The organism is Halomonas sp. 7T (genome assembly GCF_025643255.1).
Lineage (GTDB): Bacteria > Pseudomonadota > Gammaproteobacteria > Pseudomonadales > Halomonadaceae > Vreelandella.
This window is the reverse complement of the sequence record NZ_CP087112.1, coordinates 2,050,339-2,067,000: the sequence shown is the minus strand read 5'-3', so window position 1 is coordinate 2,067,000 and position 16,662 is coordinate 2,050,339. Positions and strand designations below refer to the sequence as shown.

General features: G+C 56.7%; 16 protein-coding genes. 6 read left to right on the top strand and 10 right to left on the bottom strand.

Going from position 1 to position 16,662, the window contains the following annotated elements; translation table 11 throughout:
- Genes merA through LOS15_RS09620 form a run of 4 tightly spaced genes read right to left on the bottom strand, consistent with a single transcriptional unit; the run spans position 1 to position 2,796 of the window.
- Positions 1-1,683, bottom strand: coding sequence for a mercury(II) reductase (gene merA, locus LOS15_RS09635; RefSeq protein ID WP_263065545.1), 1,683 nt, complete (start codon positions 1,681-1,683; stop codon positions 1-3).
- Positions 1,684-1,721: 38 nt separating this feature from the next.
- On the bottom strand, positions 1,722-2,129 hold the full coding sequence (gene merC / locus LOS15_RS09630; RefSeq protein WP_000522993.1) for an organomercurial transporter MerC: 408 nt from the start codon (positions 2,127-2,129) through the stop codon (positions 1,722-1,724).
- Positions 2,130-2,154: 25 nt separating this feature from the next.
- A complete protein-coding gene (gene merP / locus LOS15_RS09625) occupies positions 2,155-2,430 on the bottom strand; it encodes a mercury resistance system periplasmic binding protein MerP (protein ID WP_106452759.1) in 276 nt (91 codons plus the stop codon).
- A 15-nt stretch (positions 2,431-2,445) separates the two neighbouring features.
- A complete protein-coding gene (locus LOS15_RS09620) occupies positions 2,446-2,796 on the bottom strand; it encodes a mercuric transport protein MerT (RefSeq protein WP_001294660.1) in 351 nt (116 codons plus the stop codon).
- A 71-nt stretch (positions 2,797-2,867) separates the two neighbouring features.
- Between LOS15_RS09620 and merR the strand changes: the two genes are divergently transcribed.
- From merR to nadS, 3 genes are all read left to right on the top strand, one after another.
- Positions 2,868-3,323 (top strand): Hg(II)-responsive transcriptional regulator, encoded by a 456-nt coding sequence (gene merR / locus LOS15_RS09615; protein ID WP_008609174.1) that lies wholly within the window; start codon positions 2,868-2,870, stop codon positions 3,321-3,323.
- Positions 3,324-3,418: 95 nt separating this feature from the next.
- Positions 3,419-4,708 (top strand): ISL3-like element ISPpu12 family transposase, encoded by a 1,290-nt coding sequence (locus LOS15_RS09610; RefSeq protein ID WP_263065539.1) that lies wholly within the window; start codon positions 3,419-3,421, stop codon positions 4,706-4,708.
- 27 nt (positions 4,709-4,735) lie between these two features.
- Positions 4,736-5,005 carry a NadS family protein gene (gene nadS, locus LOS15_RS09605; protein WP_083844211.1) on the top strand — a complete coding sequence of 90 codons (270 nt, stop codon included), beginning with the start codon at positions 4,736-4,738 and terminating at the stop codon, positions 5,003-5,005.
- Positions 5,006-5,555: 550 nt separating this feature from the next.
- Here nadS and cls read toward each other — a convergent pair.
- From cls to LOS15_RS09575, 6 genes are all read right to left on the bottom strand, one after another.
- Entirely contained in the window at positions 5,556-6,905 is a 1,350-nt protein-coding gene (gene cls, locus LOS15_RS09600) for a cardiolipin synthase (protein WP_263069676.1), read from the bottom strand.
- A 125-nt stretch (positions 6,906-7,030) separates the two neighbouring features.
- Positions 7,031-7,813, bottom strand: a complete 783-nt coding sequence (locus LOS15_RS09595; protein ID WP_016915544.1) for a ferric reductase-like transmembrane domain-containing protein — start codon at positions 7,811-7,813, stop codon at positions 7,031-7,033.
- 133 nt (positions 7,814-7,946) lie between these two features.
- Positions 7,947-8,987: a L,D-transpeptidase family protein gene (locus LOS15_RS09590; protein WP_263065536.1), complete on the bottom strand. Its 1,041-nt coding sequence runs from the start codon at positions 8,985-8,987 to the stop codon at positions 7,947-7,949.
- Positions 8,984-9,814 (bottom strand): prolipoprotein diacylglyceryl transferase, encoded by an 831-nt coding sequence (gene lgt / locus LOS15_RS09585; protein ID WP_083007736.1) that lies wholly within the window; start codon positions 9,812-9,814, stop codon positions 8,984-8,986. The genes LOS15_RS09590 and lgt overlap by 4 nt, the downstream gene beginning before the upstream one ends.
- Before the next feature lie 15 nt (positions 9,815-9,829).
- On the bottom strand, positions 9,830-10,693 hold the full coding sequence (locus LOS15_RS09580) for a F510_1955 family glycosylhydrolase (protein WP_263065533.1): 864 nt from the start codon (positions 10,691-10,693) through the stop codon (positions 9,830-9,832).
- Between the two features lie 52 nt (positions 10,694-10,745).
- The gene (locus tag LOS15_RS09575; RefSeq protein ID WP_263065532.1) at positions 10,746-12,173 is read right to left on the bottom strand and encodes a multicopper oxidase family protein; all 1,428 of its coding nucleotides are present in this window, start codon (positions 12,171-12,173) and stop codon (positions 10,746-10,748) included.
- An 868-nt stretch (positions 12,174-13,041) separates the two neighbouring features.
- On the opposite strand from LOS15_RS09575, the gene LOS15_RS09570 reads away from it, so the two are divergent.
- The 3 genes from LOS15_RS09570 (at position 13,042) to LOS15_RS09560 (ending at position 16,146) form a co-directional block, all read left to right on the top strand.
- Positions 13,042-13,596 (top strand): Spy/CpxP family protein refolding chaperone, encoded by a 555-nt coding sequence (locus LOS15_RS09570; RefSeq protein WP_263065531.1) that lies wholly within the window; start codon positions 13,042-13,044, stop codon positions 13,594-13,596.
- Between the two features lie 79 nt (positions 13,597-13,675).
- The gene (locus tag LOS15_RS09565; RefSeq protein ID WP_263065529.1) at positions 13,676-15,955 is read left to right on the top strand and encodes a heavy metal translocating P-type ATPase; all 2,280 of its coding nucleotides are present in this window, start codon (positions 13,676-13,678) and stop codon (positions 15,953-15,955) included.
- Positions 15,952-16,146: a DUF2933 domain-containing protein gene (locus tag LOS15_RS09560; protein ID WP_016915536.1), complete on the top strand. Its 195-nt coding sequence runs from the start codon at positions 15,952-15,954 to the stop codon at positions 16,144-16,146. The genes LOS15_RS09565 and LOS15_RS09560 overlap by 4 nt, the downstream gene beginning before the upstream one ends.
- The last annotated feature ends 516 nt before the right edge of the window (positions 16,147-16,662 follow it).

The window sequence follows — 16,662 nt, the reverse complement described above, 5'->3', positions numbered from 1 at the left end:
TCATCCGGCGCAGCACGAAAGCTGCTTCACGTCATTGCTGAAGGTCTGCGCCGCGAGCTTCAGCCCTTCGACCATGGTCAGGTAGGGGAACAATTGGTCGGCCAGTTCCTGCACGGTCATACGGTTGCGAATGGCGAGCACCGCCGTCTGGATCAGTTCACCCGCTTCCGGGGCCACCGCTTGCACGCCGATGAGCCGTCCGCTACCTTCCTCGATGACCAGCTTGATGAAGCCGCGTGTGTCGAAGTTGGCAAGCGCACGCGGCACGTTGTCCAAGGTCAAGGTGCGACTGTCGGTCTCGATCCCGTCGTGATGTGCTTCCGCCTCGCTGTAGCCCACGGTGGCGACCTGCGGGTCGGTGAACACCACGGCCGGCATTGCGGTCAGGTCCAGGGCCGCATCGCCGCCAGTCATGTTGATCGCAGCACGGGTGCCGGCCGCTGCCGCCACATAGACGAACTGAGGCTGGTCGGTGCAGTCGCCAGCCGCATAAATGTGTGGCGTACTGGTGCGCATGCCCTTGTCGATGACGATGGCCCCCTGCGCATTGGCAGCGACTCCCGCCGCTTCCAATGCCAGGCTGCGCGTGTTCGGTGCCCTGCCAGTGGCGACCAGCAGCTGGTCGGCGCGTATTTCACCGTACCCGGTGGTCAGCACGAATTCGCCGTCCACATGCGCGACCTGGCTGGCTTGCGTGTGTTCCAATACCTTGATCCCTTCGGCACGGAACGCGGCTGTAACGGCCTCGCCGATGGCCGGGTCTTCGCGGAAGAACAGCGTGCTGCGTGCCAGGATCGTCACTTTGCTGCCCAGCCGGGCAAAGGCTTGCGCCAGTTCCAGCGCCACCACAGACGAGCCGATCACGGCCAGGCGCTCGGGAATGGTGTCGCTGACCAGGGCCTCGGTGGAAGTCCAGTAGGGTGACTCTTTCAGGCCCGGAATCGGCGGCACGGCCGGGCTGGCACCCGTGGCGACCAGGCAGCGGTCGAACGCCACCACACGCTCGCCGCCATCGTTTAAACGGACGGCAAGGCTCTGGTCGTCCTTGAAACGCGCTTCACCATGCAGCACGGTGATGGCCGGGTTGCTGTCCAGGATGCCTTCGTACTTGGCGTGGCGCAGCTCATCGACGCGCGCCTGCTGCTGGGCCAGTAGTTTGCTGCGATCAATCGCAGGCACAGTCGCCGCGATGCCACTGTCGAATGGGCTTTCACGGCGCAAATGGGCGATATGGGCAGCGCGGATCATGATCTTGGACGGCACGCAGCCGACATTGACGCAAGTACCGCCGATGGTGCCGCGCTCGATCAGCGTGACGTTCGCACCTTGCTCGACGGCCTTCAGCGCCGCCGCCATCGCGGCTCCGCCGCTGCCAATAACGGCGACGTGCAGTCCGTCCCCATCACCACCAGCCTTGTCGCCACCGCCCAGCCATCCCAGCGCCTTGCCAAGCAGTCTGCCCCGCGCTGAAGTGGATGGGGCATCGGCGGGTGTGGCCTTGTAGCCGAGGCCGGCCACAGCGGCGGTCAGCGCCTCTGGCGAGGTGCCGGGATCGGTGGCGAGTTGCGCGGAGCCTTTCGGGTAGGACACGAGCGCCGACAGCACGCCCGGCACTTTCTCCAGGGCGTCCTTGACATGTGTCGCGCACGAGTCGCAGGTCATTCCGGTGATATTCAAATACATTGCATCGTTCCTTTTCGTTTCGGCAACTGCCAATGCAGTTAGCCGTGTTTGGGTGGTAGTTCGCAGCGGCGGTTGGCCGGTGAGAGCAGATCCCAGATCGACACCCCGATCATCAAGGCCAGACCGACATAGAGGAGGTTCGCCGTCCACCAATTGCCAAAAAACAAGAGCATGGCCGCCAGCACGATGGCTGGGCCGACCATCCCGAGCAGGCTGCGGTACCATTGCCGATGACTCAGCCAGCCCAGTGCATTCGCCAGCAAAGCCACGACTGCGAACAGCGGCAGCAGCTTGGAGATAAACAACCCTTCGTATTCCTGTAGAAAGCCAAGGCCGATGGCCGCGCCCAGGCTGGCGATAGCCGGGAAACAGGCAGCGCATCCCATCGCGGAAACAACGCTGCCAAGCGCGCCAGCCTTGTCGGCAATGCGTGTAATCAGTCCCATGATCGCCAGGTTCGGACTCAGTGGCTCATTGCTTAACACTGGACGGGTAGCCCGCATCGCCAGTGGCCTTGATCAACTCATGCACACTGGTCTTGGTATCATCGAAGGTGACAACCGCTTCGCGTGGTTCGAAGGTAACGTCAACTTTATCAACGCCTTCAATCCTGGAAATCGCCATTTTGACGGTGATCGGGCAGGTGGGGCAGGTCATGCCGGGTACGGACAGCGTGACTGTCTGGGTCGCGGCCCACACGGGGGCAACAACGGCAGCGAGGGCGAGGGCGGCAAACAGTTTTTTCATGATGAACTCCTGTGATTAATAGAAAAATGGCATGACGTAGGGAAATCCGAGCGCGACCAGGACCAGCGCGGCCACGATCCAGAAAATGAGCTTGTAAGTAGCTCGCACTTGGGGAATCGCGCAGACCTCACCCGGTTTGCAGGCTTGCGCCGGGCGGTAGATGCGCCGCCAGGCGAAAAACAGCGCGACCAGCGCTGCGCCGATGAAGATCGGGCGATAGGGTTCCAGCACCGTCAGGTTGCCGATCCATGCCCCGCTGAACCCCAAGGCGATCAAAACCAGCGGCCCCAGGCAGCAGGCCGACGCAAGAATGGCGGCCAGCCCACCGGCGAAGAGCGCGCCGCGCCCGTTTTGTGGTTCAGACATACGCTTGTCCTTTCAAATTTGGTTTGGATAGCTTAAGCTTACTTCCGTAGTTATGTACGGAGTCAAGCGATATGCAAATTAATTTTGAGAATCTGACCATTGGCGTTTTTGCCAAGGCGGCCGGGGTCAATGTGGAGACCATCCGGTTCTACCAGCGCAAGGGCCTGCTGCCGGAGCCAGACAAGCCCTATGGCAGCATTCGCCGCTATGGCGAGGCGGATGTAACACGAGTGCGGTTCGTGAAATCGGCCCAGCGGCTGGGCTTTAGCCTGGACGAAATCGCCGAGCTACTGCGGCTGGAGGATGGCACCCATTGCGAGGAAGCCAGCGGCCTGGCCGAGCACAAGCTCAAGGATGTGCGCGAGAAGATGGCCGACTTGGCACGCATGGAGGCCGTGCTGTCTGAACTGGTGTGCGCCTGCCATGCGCGGAAAGGGAACGTTTCCTGCCCGCTGATTGTGTCACTGCAAGACGGAACGAAGCTCGCTGCATCGGCGCGGGGGAGTCACGGGGTGACTACGCCTTAGCGTGCTTTATTTTCCGAATTCTGAGACGACCCCAAAAAGCAAACACCAATGCCGAGCCGGATGGATCTGACTGACACCTACGCCTATACAACACCATGACCGAACTTCCCGACAACATCCTTCACCTGCCGCAATACCAAGTACTGGGCTGCAAATCAACCGACGACGAAATGCACTTCCAGGTGGACGTGCCCGATCCCATCGCCTGCGAGGAATGCGGCGTGCAGGGTGAGTTCGTACGGTTCGGCAAGCGTGACGTTCCCTATCGTGATCTGCCCATCCACGGCAAGCGGGTCACTCTCTGGGTGGTCCGCCGCCGATACACCTGCCGGGCCTGCAAGACAACATTCAGGCCCCAGCTACCGGAGATGGTGGACGGATTCCGTATGACACTGCGGCTGCATGAGTACGTGGAGAAGGAATCCTTCAACCACCCCTACACCTTTGTGGCGGCACAGACCGGCCTGGACGAGAAGACGGTGCGCGACATCTTCAACGCCCGCGCCGAGTTCCTGGGGCGCTGGCACCGCTTCGAGACGCCCCGCATCCTGGGCATTGACGAGCTATACCTGAACAAGCGCTACCGCTGCATTCTGACCAACATTGAGGAGCGAACCCTGCTCGACCTGCTGGCCACCCGCCGCCAGGACGTGGTGACCAACTACCTGATGAAGCTGAAAGACCGGCAGAAGGTCGAGATCGTCAGCATGGACATGTGGAACCCCTACCGGGCAGCGGTCAAGGCTGTGCTGCCCCAGGCCCGTATCGTGGTCGATAAGTTCCATGTGGTGCGCATGGCCAACGATGCCCTAGAGAGAGTGCGCAAGGGCCTCAGAAAGGAGCTGAAACCGTCCCAGAGCCGGACTCTCAAGGGAGACCGGAAAATCCTGCTGAAACGCGCTCACGAAGTCTCAGACCGGGAGTGCCTCATCATGGAGACCTGGACAGGCGCGTTCCCGCAACTGCTGGCCGCCTACGAGCACAAGGAGCGCTTCTACGGCATCTGGGACGCCACCACACGGCTCCAGGCAGAAGCCGCCCTGGACGAGTGGATAGCCACCATCCCGAAGGGCCAAAAGGAAGTCTGGAGCGATCTGGTCAGGGCAGTGGGAAACTGGCGCGAAGAGACCATGACCTACTTCGAGACGGACATGCCCGTCACCAACGCTTACACGGAGTCCATCAACCGACTGGCCAAGGACAAGAACCGTGAAGGGCGCGGTTACTCCTTCGAGGTGATGCGGGCACGAATGCTCTACACCACGAAGCACAAGAAGAAGGCACCGACTGCGAAGGTCTCTCCTTTCTACAAGAAAACCATCGGTTACGGACTGCCGGACTTCGCAGAGGAACTCAACTACGGAGTCGATCTATCAACCATCTGAGGGTGGTATCAGATTGATGGGGTGAAGGTGCCCCATCAACCATTAAATCCGTATACCCAGATTAATCAGGGCAACACTGAGGCTAGCCGCACAGCACGCCATGAAGTAGCCGATGTAAAAGCCATTCGTACCAAGCTCAATGTTTCTCAGGCGGAATTTGCCAGCGCAATGGGAACCAGCGTGGATACGATCAAAAGCTGGGAAGGCAAACGTAATAATCCTACGGGGCTAGCCGCTAAGGTACTGGCGACGATTCGGAATAACCCAGACTTTTTCAATGAAATTGCTTCACACTAACACCTACTTTCCTGACATAAGAATAATGGTAATTTGACGTGAGTGTGAAAAGCGCATTCTTAGACGCGCACTCCCGGAAAAATTGCGCCATCACCTGAAGCCCTTGAATCCGCATGCGAATGCAATGGCCTTGTTCAGCCAGCTACATACTACTGTCAACCACCGTAAGGTTGTCTTGGTCTGCGCAACAATATCTTCTTCATTAACTAAGACCCTCTCCTAGGGAATCTGCGCAGTCAACGAATCGGAGGCGTCCAATAGCCTGCTCGTCACAGAGTCAACAGCCGTTGCACAGATCTCGTTACGGTTGTACCAGACCCTAACGAGTTTAATGGCGTACAGTTACCACACCAGCCCGAGCCAACTCGGTGAATCGCATTACCTTTTCTTCAACTGTTCATTTTATTTCAGCTTAAAACCGAGAGGTTGCCTGAAGTTTACTATCTGGATTGAGTATTGCACGAGGGGCTTTCATCATGGCCTGAAACTCCAAAGCGAAGACTTGAATGCAAAATCACAGGCCAGCGGGCAATAGAGTGATCAAGCACACTCATAAGACCGGCGCAAACAAATAGGCCGCTCGAGCCACCACCCGATGCCAAAGCGGCTTATCGCTGATCTCTTCTGGCTGCATCTGCCGTGCCCGCGCGAAATCCGCCTTGAACATCGCATCAACCTCGGCGGCAAAGTCGGCGTCCATCACCATCGCCGTCACCTCGAAGTTGAGTCGAAAGGAGCGGTTGTCGAGGTTAACGGTACCCACTGCCGCACCGATTTCGTCAACCAAAAAGGCTTTGCCATGTAAGAAGCCCCCCTCGTAGCGATAGACCTCGACCCCCGCCTCGAGAAGCGAATCGAGAAAGGCATAGGCCGCAAAGTAGGTTAGAAGGTTATCTGGACGTTCGGGAATCAGGATTTTCACCTCTACTCCGCTTAACGAGGCTAGTTTAAGCATCGCCAGCACCCCCTCATCTGGCACAAAGTAGGGACTGGATATCCAGATACGCTCTTGCGCGGCGTGAATTGCCTGTTGAATCATCAGACTAGCCGTCTCAAATCGGTCTGCGGGCCCACTCGGAAGAATGAGCACCGGTGTACCATGGCCGCTTGGAATTAGCGGTGACCAGGGAAGCTCGGGGATTTCCTCAGTCGCCCAGTGCCAATCTTCAAGAAACACCAGCTGCAGCGCCAAGGCCGCAGGCCCCTCAATCATTAGGTGGGTATCACGCCACGGGCCAATTCGTGGGTGGCCTTCCAAGTATTCATCGCCAACATTGAATCCACCGACCCAAGCTCTTTCCCCATCGGCCACCATTATCTTGCGATGGTTGCGAAAGTTGAGCTGGAAGCGATTACCTGTCCCCCGCGTAGAATGAAAGCGATGTACTCGAACACCCGCCTCTTCCAGCGTCTGGAGATAGTGGCTCGGCAACGCATAACTTCCAATTTCATCGTATAGAAAGAAGACCTCCACGCCCTGCCTAGCCTTCTCAATCAGCCGTGCCTGCAGCGCCAATCCCACTGCATCAGCCCGAACGATATAAAACTGCACAAGCAGATAGCGCTCAGCAGCATCAATACCGGCAAACAAGCTCTCGAAGGTCTGCTCACCGTCGATCAGCAGTTCCACCCGGTTGCCACCTAGAAACGGCAGCTTGGCCAGCTGTTCGACACCCACCAGATGCTTGTCAGAGTGTTCATCCGAAACCCCATGAGCCCGCAGCTCGGCCAGTTTTTCAGCAAGCGCCTGCCCCAACACCGAGTTCTCGTCGCGTCGTGCAGAGACATAGCCCTGGAATTTCGTGCGGCCGAACACCCAGTAGGCTGGCACCGCCACATAGGGCAATGTGTTTAGTGAAACGATCCAGGCCACAGCTCCCTGAGAGGTACGGCTCGACATCATCGCATCCAGTGACGACACAAACCCAACCAGATGAGCAACTCCCACCACGAGCAGTAAACGACGCCAGAATCGACGTCGCCTGGAGGGCAGCGTTACTGCCCCCGGCTTTTCCCTTTCATCGCTCATGCTCCCCCTAAACCACCTTTTCTTCGCTGTAAAATCAGTTTTATCATTGCCGCAACCTGAACGGTAAAGACAATACTCACGAGCCCTACAAACCAGAACCGAAACCAATTGGGCCCAGACACCCCACTCTGGAAAACTAGATTCCTGAGACTCAGCTCATAATGTAGGAAGAGAAAGTAGATTCCATGAAGAGCAACTAGATAGAAAACCACATAGGCATAATTTTGAAGATGCTTCCATGTTGAGCTTCCCAGGAAGCGCATGGCCTTGTCGGATGATATGGCAAACAGGACGAGCCCAAAAAAGAGGGCGACTAACCCGACCATATTCGCAAGCCCGAACCCCGGATCCACAAGAACCGGGCCTGAAAGCCCCGCCAAAGGCAGCTCCTGATAGCCTAAAAATCCACGAATCGACCACCGTGCCCAGCCATCCCACACTAGAAAAGCATGCACAGAGGCAAAGATCGCAAACCAGATCCCGAAGGCTCGCCGCCAATTGACAAGAAAGCTCAATTGCCTAGGCCATATTTTCACCACAGGGCCTATCACCATGGTGACAAATAACAGGATAAAAGCAGCATCGCCTAAAGCACGCCAAGTGCGCATCTCAGCGTCCCACTCCATTCGGCTCAACCAAAAAAGATAAGCTGTCATGGCACCAATCAGTACAACAACGAAATGTCTTCCAATTCTATGACGCCTAGTCGACTTATTGGCTTTTATTGAAGACGCCGGTTTCTCTTCACTGACTTTTTTAGCTATAACGTGATTGTTCATATCTTTCTCATACCTAGACACCATTTCATCGAAATGCTAGCCCTATTTCACGCTTGATTAATATCGACTTTATTCGGGTGCCTGTGAAGCTTGGCTGTCTTTTCTCAGCGTCCCATACACCCGTATGAAAGCGTTAAAGACCCACCTCATGAAACAGTATCAAGGGTTGCTCTTGCTCTTCTACAAGCTCATCCTGAGTTGGCGTATCGATGGGCACTACTTGACCGTCGGATCTCTCCAGCAGTTCTTGGAGTTGTGAATAACTTACCGATTGATCCACGACGTACTGATTGAGCATCGGCTGCGTCTCAAGCAGTGATTGAATTCCGTGATTCTGATCTTCAAGAAACTGATATACCTGCACAAACGCAGTGCCATCGTCCCAGCCGACCTTGATGGGCTGATCGACGATATTAACCTGAGTGCCTAAAGGCACAGCACCGAATATTGCTTTAATATCTTCCGGAAACATGCGTATGCAGCCACGGCTAGCGCGCATGCCAATGCCGTCTGGATCATTGGTACCGTGAATTAGATAACCAGGTATATCGAGTAGGATGGCATGCTTGCCGAGTGGGTTATCGGGACCTGGCGGCACCACGGCGGGTGCTGATTCGCCACGCGCCGCCGCTTCTTCACGCATGGAACGTGGCGGATACCAGGCAGGATCCTCAAGCCGCATGGTAGTGGTGGTAATTCCCAGTGGGGTGTCATAGCCGTCTCGACCAATGCCGATCGGATAAGTCTCGACTCGGGGCACCTCACCTTCGCCTACCTCCGGATAATAATAGAGACGCAACTCGGCGATGTTAATGACAATACCAGTCCTATCAGCATCGGGCAGGATGTGCTGGGCTGGCACGAGCACTTCTGTTCCTACGCCCGGCACCCAAATGCTGACATCCGGATTAGCTCGACGGATTTCCTCGTAGCCCAGGTTATGGGTGCGGGCGATATCGAGGAGTGTATCCGCCTCGTTGCCTACCACTACCGTATAGGCCTCACCAATCAGGTCACCGTGTTCAGGCAACCTGTAGTGGCCCAGCGGCCACTCCCCCGTTTCTTCAGCAAGCACAGGTAAAGTGCTCAGCTGCGTAGCAATAAGCAACGCCCCTAGCCCCGTTTTAATAGTCATGGCAGTGATGGTGTTGGAGTACCTAAGCGTTAGTATCATTGTGTCTTCTTCTCTCGGCGGCACAGGTATGAACCGGGTTGGCTATGATTATCCACCGGCTGTTGGCGCGACCAGGTGATCAGCGCCATGCCAACCAGTATCATCGGGGCAGTCAGCAGCATGCCCATGGTGACCCAGCCAAACGCGAGGAAGCCGATGTGTTCATCCGGCAACCTCACGAATTCAACCGTGAAGCGAAACACGCCGTACAGCAGCAAAAAAAGACCAGAGATTAGCCCTCGCCGCCGCGGCTCAGCGGAAAACCACCACAGCAGCACGAACAGCACCACCCCTTCCAGGGCGAATTCATAAAGCGCAGAGGGGTGGCGTGGCTCTGGGCCCATGTGGGGAAACGGCATCGCCCAGGGCAGGTTGCTGACGCGCCCCGGCAGCTCGTGATTGATGAAATTCCCGATTCGCCCTGCACCAAGCCCGATCGGCACCAGTGGTGCGATGAAGTCGGTTAGGGCAAAGAAGCCGAGCCGATGCTTTCGCGCAAACCATAGCGTCGCCGCCAGCACCCCGAGCAGCCCACCATGAAAGCTCATACCGCCTTCCCAAACTTTGAACAGCCATAAGGGGTTGGCCAGGAACTGCTCTATTCCATAGAACAGGACATAGCCCAACCGGCCACCAACCACTACGCCTACAGCGGAGTAAAAGATCAGGTCGCTAATGTCATCGTGGGTTAGCTTGAGTCGATTAGCTCTAAGGCGCCCAAGCCACCAGGCGGCGACGAAGCCCACCACATACATCAGGCCATACCAGTGAATCGCGAACGGGCCGAGGCTGATGGCCACTGGATCAATCTGGGGATATTGCAACATGGGGTACCTCCCGATTTATTTGAGGTGCGACCAGTCGCGTCCACCGTTAGTACTGATCAGCAGTTGGTTGAGGTCATCGACCGCCGCCAAACGCTGTGGGTCGTGCGGATCCAGCGCCAGGTGCATCAGATAGCGCTCTTCCCAGCCGCGCTTGACTACCTCCCAATCCCGGCTGCCCTCCTCAACTCTCAGCAAGCCTACACCTATCATGAAGGCGTAAAGCTCTCCTTGGCTGGCCACCACCAGGCTCGTAGGGCGGCGCTCAGGGTATACTTGTCGCCATCGTTCGCCTCCGTCAGGACTCATCAATAGCCCGGTCTGGGTGGCGGCATAGAGTTGCTCTGGATCACGGCTCGAGGCGGCCAGGGCAATCAGCCCGGCCGGCGCCTTGGCGCGAATCTGCCAATTGGCACCACCATCCTGGCTGATTTGAAGCTGGCCAGCATTAGCTCCATAGAGTACGTTGGGAGTAGCCTCACTGATTGTCATCTGATGAAAATCTACCGGGCCGTCAACGCCGGTGGCTAATGGCGACCAGTTGCGGCCTGAATCCCTTGACTTAACCACGCCGAGGTCCCCCCCCCTGGCCGGGTGGCCGCTGGCAAAAAAGGTCTCGCCTTCTTCTGGGTGAGGAGCAAAACCCATGAAGTCATGGGTTTCCTCAGAGATCCGGCGGGCCATTCCATCACTTCCAACGGCATAAAAGCCATGGTGGGTGGCCAACCACAGTCGTTCGCTATCAGATCGATCGATAGCCAGTCCATGAATATGGGTCTGCTCTCGCAATTGCTCAAGACTGATACTACTCGGTTCTCGGGAGCAACCCGTAAGCAGGGTAAGCAGGAAGGCCACGGCAAGTGGCCAGCGATAATAGGTCATGACAGCACATCCTTATCAGTCGTCTGGTGGGCTAGAGCAAAATAAGTCACTTTCAGCTAATACGGATCGTCGCCATCATGCCCAACTCTTCGTGTTCAATAATGTGGCAGTGGAACAGCCAATCGCCGGGCTTGAGGAACACCATACGAAGCTTGAGGCGCTGATAAGGAGCCAGATTGACAGTGTCCTTCCAGGCTAGCCAGGGCGCGTCTCGCCATTCACTGTCAGCATCGCGAGTCGCGATTACCTGGAAGTGGGTGCCATGCACATGGAAGGGGTGATCCATATGGGAGTTATTGAATATCTCCCACTCCTCTACCTCGCCAACCTGCCCCTCAAACAGGACGTCGTTCATGGCAAAGGCACGGCCGTTGATCAGAAAATCCACCTTGGGTCGAACCGCTCTATCATCGTCGCTAGCGTGACTCGCCCCATGCCCCGGCCCATGGGTTCCGTGATGGCTGTCACTGCCGCCGTGGCCAGCATGCGGATCGCCATTCACCGCACCGTGATTGCCATGGTCTGGCATCACCTCGGTCAGTTCCACTCGACGTCTCACTGCTGGTTCGCCTAGGGGTGAGATATGGGACAAGGGGTCAGGTAACGCGACGGCTGGGAATACGCCAGTGTTAAGGGTATGAATCGATAATAGCGGAGCAATCTCGTCCAGATGTGTGGGCTTAGCTCCCATCCAACCACGTGTATAGGGATGACTCGCCAGTTCAAAACTCTTTTCTGCTTTCTCGCTTATTCGCACAAGAAGATCGGCCCGCTCACCTGGAGTGAGCAGCAGTTCGCTGAGCGGCTGTGGCCGCTCAAGCAAACCACCATCGGTGCCAATCAGGGAAAGCTCATGTTCGTCCAGGCGTAAACGCAAGTACCGGCCAGCACAGGCATTGACCAGTCGCAGCCGTAAGGTGCTGCCGGGTGCAACATCGAGGCGTGGCTCGCGTTGGCCGTTGACCAACAGAAGCTCCCCCTCGCGTCCATTCATCCAATCTTCGCTGGTATGGGGTGCCACTTCGCCATCCAAATTCAGGCGCAGGTCGCTGACCACTAGCAGGTGTTCCTTCACCTCCATGGGTAAGTCGTCAAGCCGAGGTCTGACCAATAATGCACCTGCTAAACCATGAGCTACCTGTCGCGCAGTACCCTCATGTGGGTGGGGATGGAACCAGTGTAATCCTGCACTCCCCTTATGAAGAACATAACGATAATGTCTTGGCTTGCCTGGCAATACGGCTTCCCAGGGAGCCCCATCTTCCGTCTGTGGCACGGGCACCCCATGCCAGTGCAGCGTAGTTTCGTGCTCAAGCTCGTTTATCAGCGTAATGTCTAACTCATCCCCCTCGCGCACCTCAATCAATGGCAACACTTTGCCGTTGTAGAGCCACAACTTTGCCTCAAGCCCATCGCTCACTGGCACCGCATGGGCAGCTGGGGTTAACACACTTTGAAAGCGTCCAACCTGATCACTCAAGTTTGCAATCCGGGGCAGTGGTTGAAGGGGTCGTCCTGCAGGGATGCTAGTGTTATCTAACAGAGCTGTTGGTAACGTCTCGGTATGTCGTCCGGCCAAAGCGTGGACCAATAGGCCAGACCCAGAGAGGGCTATACCACCCAGAGTGGTATAGCGAAGAAATTCGCGACGTTTCATGGATATTCCTCGAAATTAAAAAAATCATCTTGGTCCGCCACAAACGAGCGGAATGTTCATCGATGAATTTTTAAACGCGAGGAGGCCGGTCAAAAGGCACGCGTGGAGCTGGTAACCAGTTGACTAGGTAACGAGGCAAGGTCGAAGCGGGGAAGGCTACGTCTTCGATAAGTAGCGCTAGATTCGCCGTACACTGGCCACAAGGCATACAGCACTCGGACGTATGAGAGTCATCGTGATGGTGGCTGCTATCCGATCCAGTATTCTCGATCGCTTCACTAATTGGAACAGTTTCAGTGAACAAACAGTGCTCATTTTCATGATGATCAATAGCCACTACCGTCATTGGCTGCGCCAAGGCAAGGCCCAGCAGCAAACAAAGCAACCATTTAAATGAGTGGCGAGTCATGAGAAAGAAATAATCACTGTCGAGTGGAGAATAATAAGAGTATTTCATGGCTCCATAGATACACGCAACCCAAGTGCAGCTGGCAAGTTGCCGAATCTCCAAAATTGATACAGGTCAATAAATTGCCTTATTTAACGTTCAGATATGCCTTAGGCATGCCTGAATGCCATATTGAGAATTGACCTAGGTGCTACACATATCCTCAATACTTCAGGCATCGGCCTTTGATATAGGCCTTCGACATCTGGGCCTAATATGGGCCTGTCGCTAAGGAGAACGACCATGGATATTCGCAAACTCACTCTCGCCTTCGGACTCACCCTGGCCCTCTCAGCCAGTGGTACAGGCGTTGCTTTCGCCCAGGGGATGATGGGTGACCAAGCGGGCCAAGGACGCTCCATGATGGGAGGAACGATAGGTGACGGCCAAGGCGGTATGGGGCCTGGCATGATGGGGGAAATGATGGGTGGCGGCATGATGCCCTGCCCGATGATGGGCGGCGCCGGCATGGACATGATGTTGATGCTCGATGATGATCAACGCAGCGAGATGCGTGAGCTGATGCAGGAGCACCGACCTGCCCAGTTCGAACGCATGGGGCGGATGATGAACCTACGCGACGACCTGATGGCGGAGATGCACGGCGATCGCCCAGACCCTGATGAGGTTCAAGCGCTACACGGACAGATGGCCGAGTTGCACGGCGAGATGATGGCCGAGATGGTGCGCATGCGAAATGCCATGCATGACCAGATGAGCGACGAGCAGCGCCAACAGCTGGAGCAGGCCACACCCGAGGGCGGCGTCAATCCTGACGACCACGACGCCCACCACTGACCGAGATGTCACTGCGTAGGCATTAGGACGGACGGCCAACCCTGGCCGTTCTCTCATCAACGCCAGCAGGAGGTACACGATGTCCGATTCGACCCCAAACACGATCACCCTGACGGTGCCCGGCATGGGCAGCGACCACTGCGCCGGTATCGTGCGTAAAACGCTCGAACGCCTTGATGGCGTGGGCGTGATTCAGACCAATATTGCCAATCACCATGTCAGTGTGACCATCGAAGCAAGCGGCCCCGATGGCGACACCTTGAAGAAAGCCGTCGAAGGAGCAGGCTATGACGTGGCTGCCGTGCAGAGTGATCAGGAGGACGCCGAGAGCGACTCCGAGATCGAGGAGGCCTATCTAAGTCAGGCTCGCAGGCGACTGATCATCGCCGCGATACCCACCACCCTGATCATGCTGCTAATGATTCCGCACATGTTCTGGCAGCCAATTCCCGGCTATCTGGCCATCGTGGCACTGCTAGCCTTCCCGGTGGTCTTCCTCTATGGCGGGGCAGCCACCCACAAGTCGACCTGGCGCTCGTTGAAAAACGGCACCTTTAATATGGATGTGCTGATCTCCATGGGCAGCCTGCCGCCCTACCTGATTGGCCTGGTCGGCTTTTTCTACACCATGACCTCGTTCATTGAGATGGCTGCCACCATCATGACCTTCCACTTGCTGGGCCGTTATTTGGAGGCACTAGCCAAAGGGCGCGCCTCCCAGGCTATTCGTCGCCTGATGACGCTGGGCGCCAAGACAGCGCGGGTGGAGCGCGACGGCGAGGAAATTGAAGTGCCGGTGAAAGAGCTCACGCCCGGTGACATCATGATCGTGCGCCCCGGCGATAAAATCCCCACCGACGGCGAAGTGGTCGAGGGTGAGAGCCATCTCGACGAGTCCCTCGCTACCGGCGAGTCGATACCGGTCTACAAGAGCACCGGCGACAGCGTGATCGGCGCCACCATCAACAAGGAGGGCCGATTGCGGGTCAAGGCGACCCGCGTCGGCGCCGATACTTTTCTCTCCCAAGTGGTGCGTCTGATCGACCAGGCTCAGGGCTCACGGGTGCCAATCCAAGAATTCGCCGACCGTATGACCGGCCGCTTCGTGCCAGCGGTACTGGCTATTTCACTGGCTAGCCTGATTGCATGGGCGCTGTTTCCAGACGTCCTGCGGCCGATTCTGGACTGGGGCGCGACCTTCCTGCCTTGGGTGAATCCAGATGCCAGCACACCAACGCTAGCCCTGATTGCCGCCGTCGCCGTGCTTGTCATCGCCTGTCCCTGTGCCCTCGGCCTAGCCACCCCCACCGCGCTGATGGTGGGCTCCGGCATCGGTGCCGAACGCGGCATCCTGATCCGCTCCGGCGAAGCGATCCAGACCTTCAAGGACGTCAAAGTGATGGTGCTCGACAAGACCGGCACCATTACCCGCGGCGAGCCGAAGCTCACCGATGCCGTCACCGCCGAAGGAGTCGAGGAAACGCGCCTGCTGACCCTCGCCGCGAGCGTGGAGAACGCCTCGGAGCACCCCATCGCCCGGGCCATCGTGGATGGTGCCAAGGAACGCGATGTGAAGTCCGGTGAAGTCAGCGATTTTCGCTCCACCGGAGCGCGGGGCGTCTCGGGCAAGGTGGGCGATGAAACCGTGCTGATCGGCAATCGTCGACTGCTGGAAGAGGAAGGCGTGACAGGCCTTGAGGCTCTTGATGACGCCATGGCAGAGCTCGAGGGCAAGGGGCGCACCGTTGTGATCGTCGCCGCCGACGGTCAGGCCCTGGGCCTGGTGGCAGTGGCCGATACCCTCAAGGAAAAATCCGTAGAGGCCATCCGCGGCATGCATGACCTGGGCCTGCACGTGGTGATGATCACCGGCGACAACGAGCGCGCCGCCCGTGCCGTAGCAGACGAGGTGGGCATCGACGAGGTTCAGGCCGGGGTGTTGCCGGAAGGTAAGGTCGATGCCATCCGTAAACTTCAGGAGAAACATGGCAACCACGTGGCCATGGTCGGCGATGGCATCAATGATGCCGCGGCGTTGAAGCAAGCCAACGTTGGCATAGCCATCGGCGCGGGGGCAGATGTGGCCATTGAGGCCGCCGATGTGACCCTGGTGCGCGGCGAACTGACCGCCGTGGTGGATGCCATGCACCTATCTCGCGCCACCTTCGGCAAAATCGTCCAAAACCTGATCTGGGCCAGCGCTTATAACGTGGCAGCCATTCCCATCGCCGCGATTGGTCTGCTGCACCCGATGATCGGCGTCATCGCCATGACCGCAAGCTCTCTCTCCGTCATTGGCAACTCGCTGCTACTCAAGCGGCGCTTCGCCACAAACAACCCACAAGGAGACGCCAAATGAACCGCATTCACCACTGGATGATGACTGCTTGCTTAGTAATTATGGGCGTGGCCATGTTCTTTCTAATGTGGCGCGGCCAGTCACTGGGCACTGGGGCCTGGCTGTTGCTTCCCCTGACACTCTGTCTTGGCATGCATTTCCTCATGCATCGCCATTTCGGTCATCATCAAAGAAATAAGGATGAGAAGTGAGCCAGCGTCATTGCGTTCATGAAATCGATGTCTTCGGCATCAAATATAGCCAGTACTAGCTTCAGTCTTCCTTAAAGAGACAGGTGGCCAAGTAGTGACCACCTGCTATTTAAATATATAGATTTTGCTGGACTAGCATAGGTACTACTCAATATCCTGGATTTGAATATAGATAGAAAAAATAAAAACAAATAAAAACAAATAAAAACAAATACTTAATTTAACAAGAAGGAAATAACCATTGCCCTACTACCCAAACTGCATGGGCATAAGCTAGCAAGCAACCGGCCAGTTACTAAATCATGATCGCCAAAATATTCAGGTTTCTCGCTCTGTTCCTTGGCAACCGTAGTGCTAATGCTGGATGATGGCAATTCCAACTAGATGCTGACGCGTCCGAATTGCCAAAATAACGAATTATGCGGGAAAACACGCTGTCCTCCTCTTTATATCCTCTATTCTAAAGAGCTAAGCTGATTCATTCACTATGTACGTACCGGCACCCAAAATACCGGT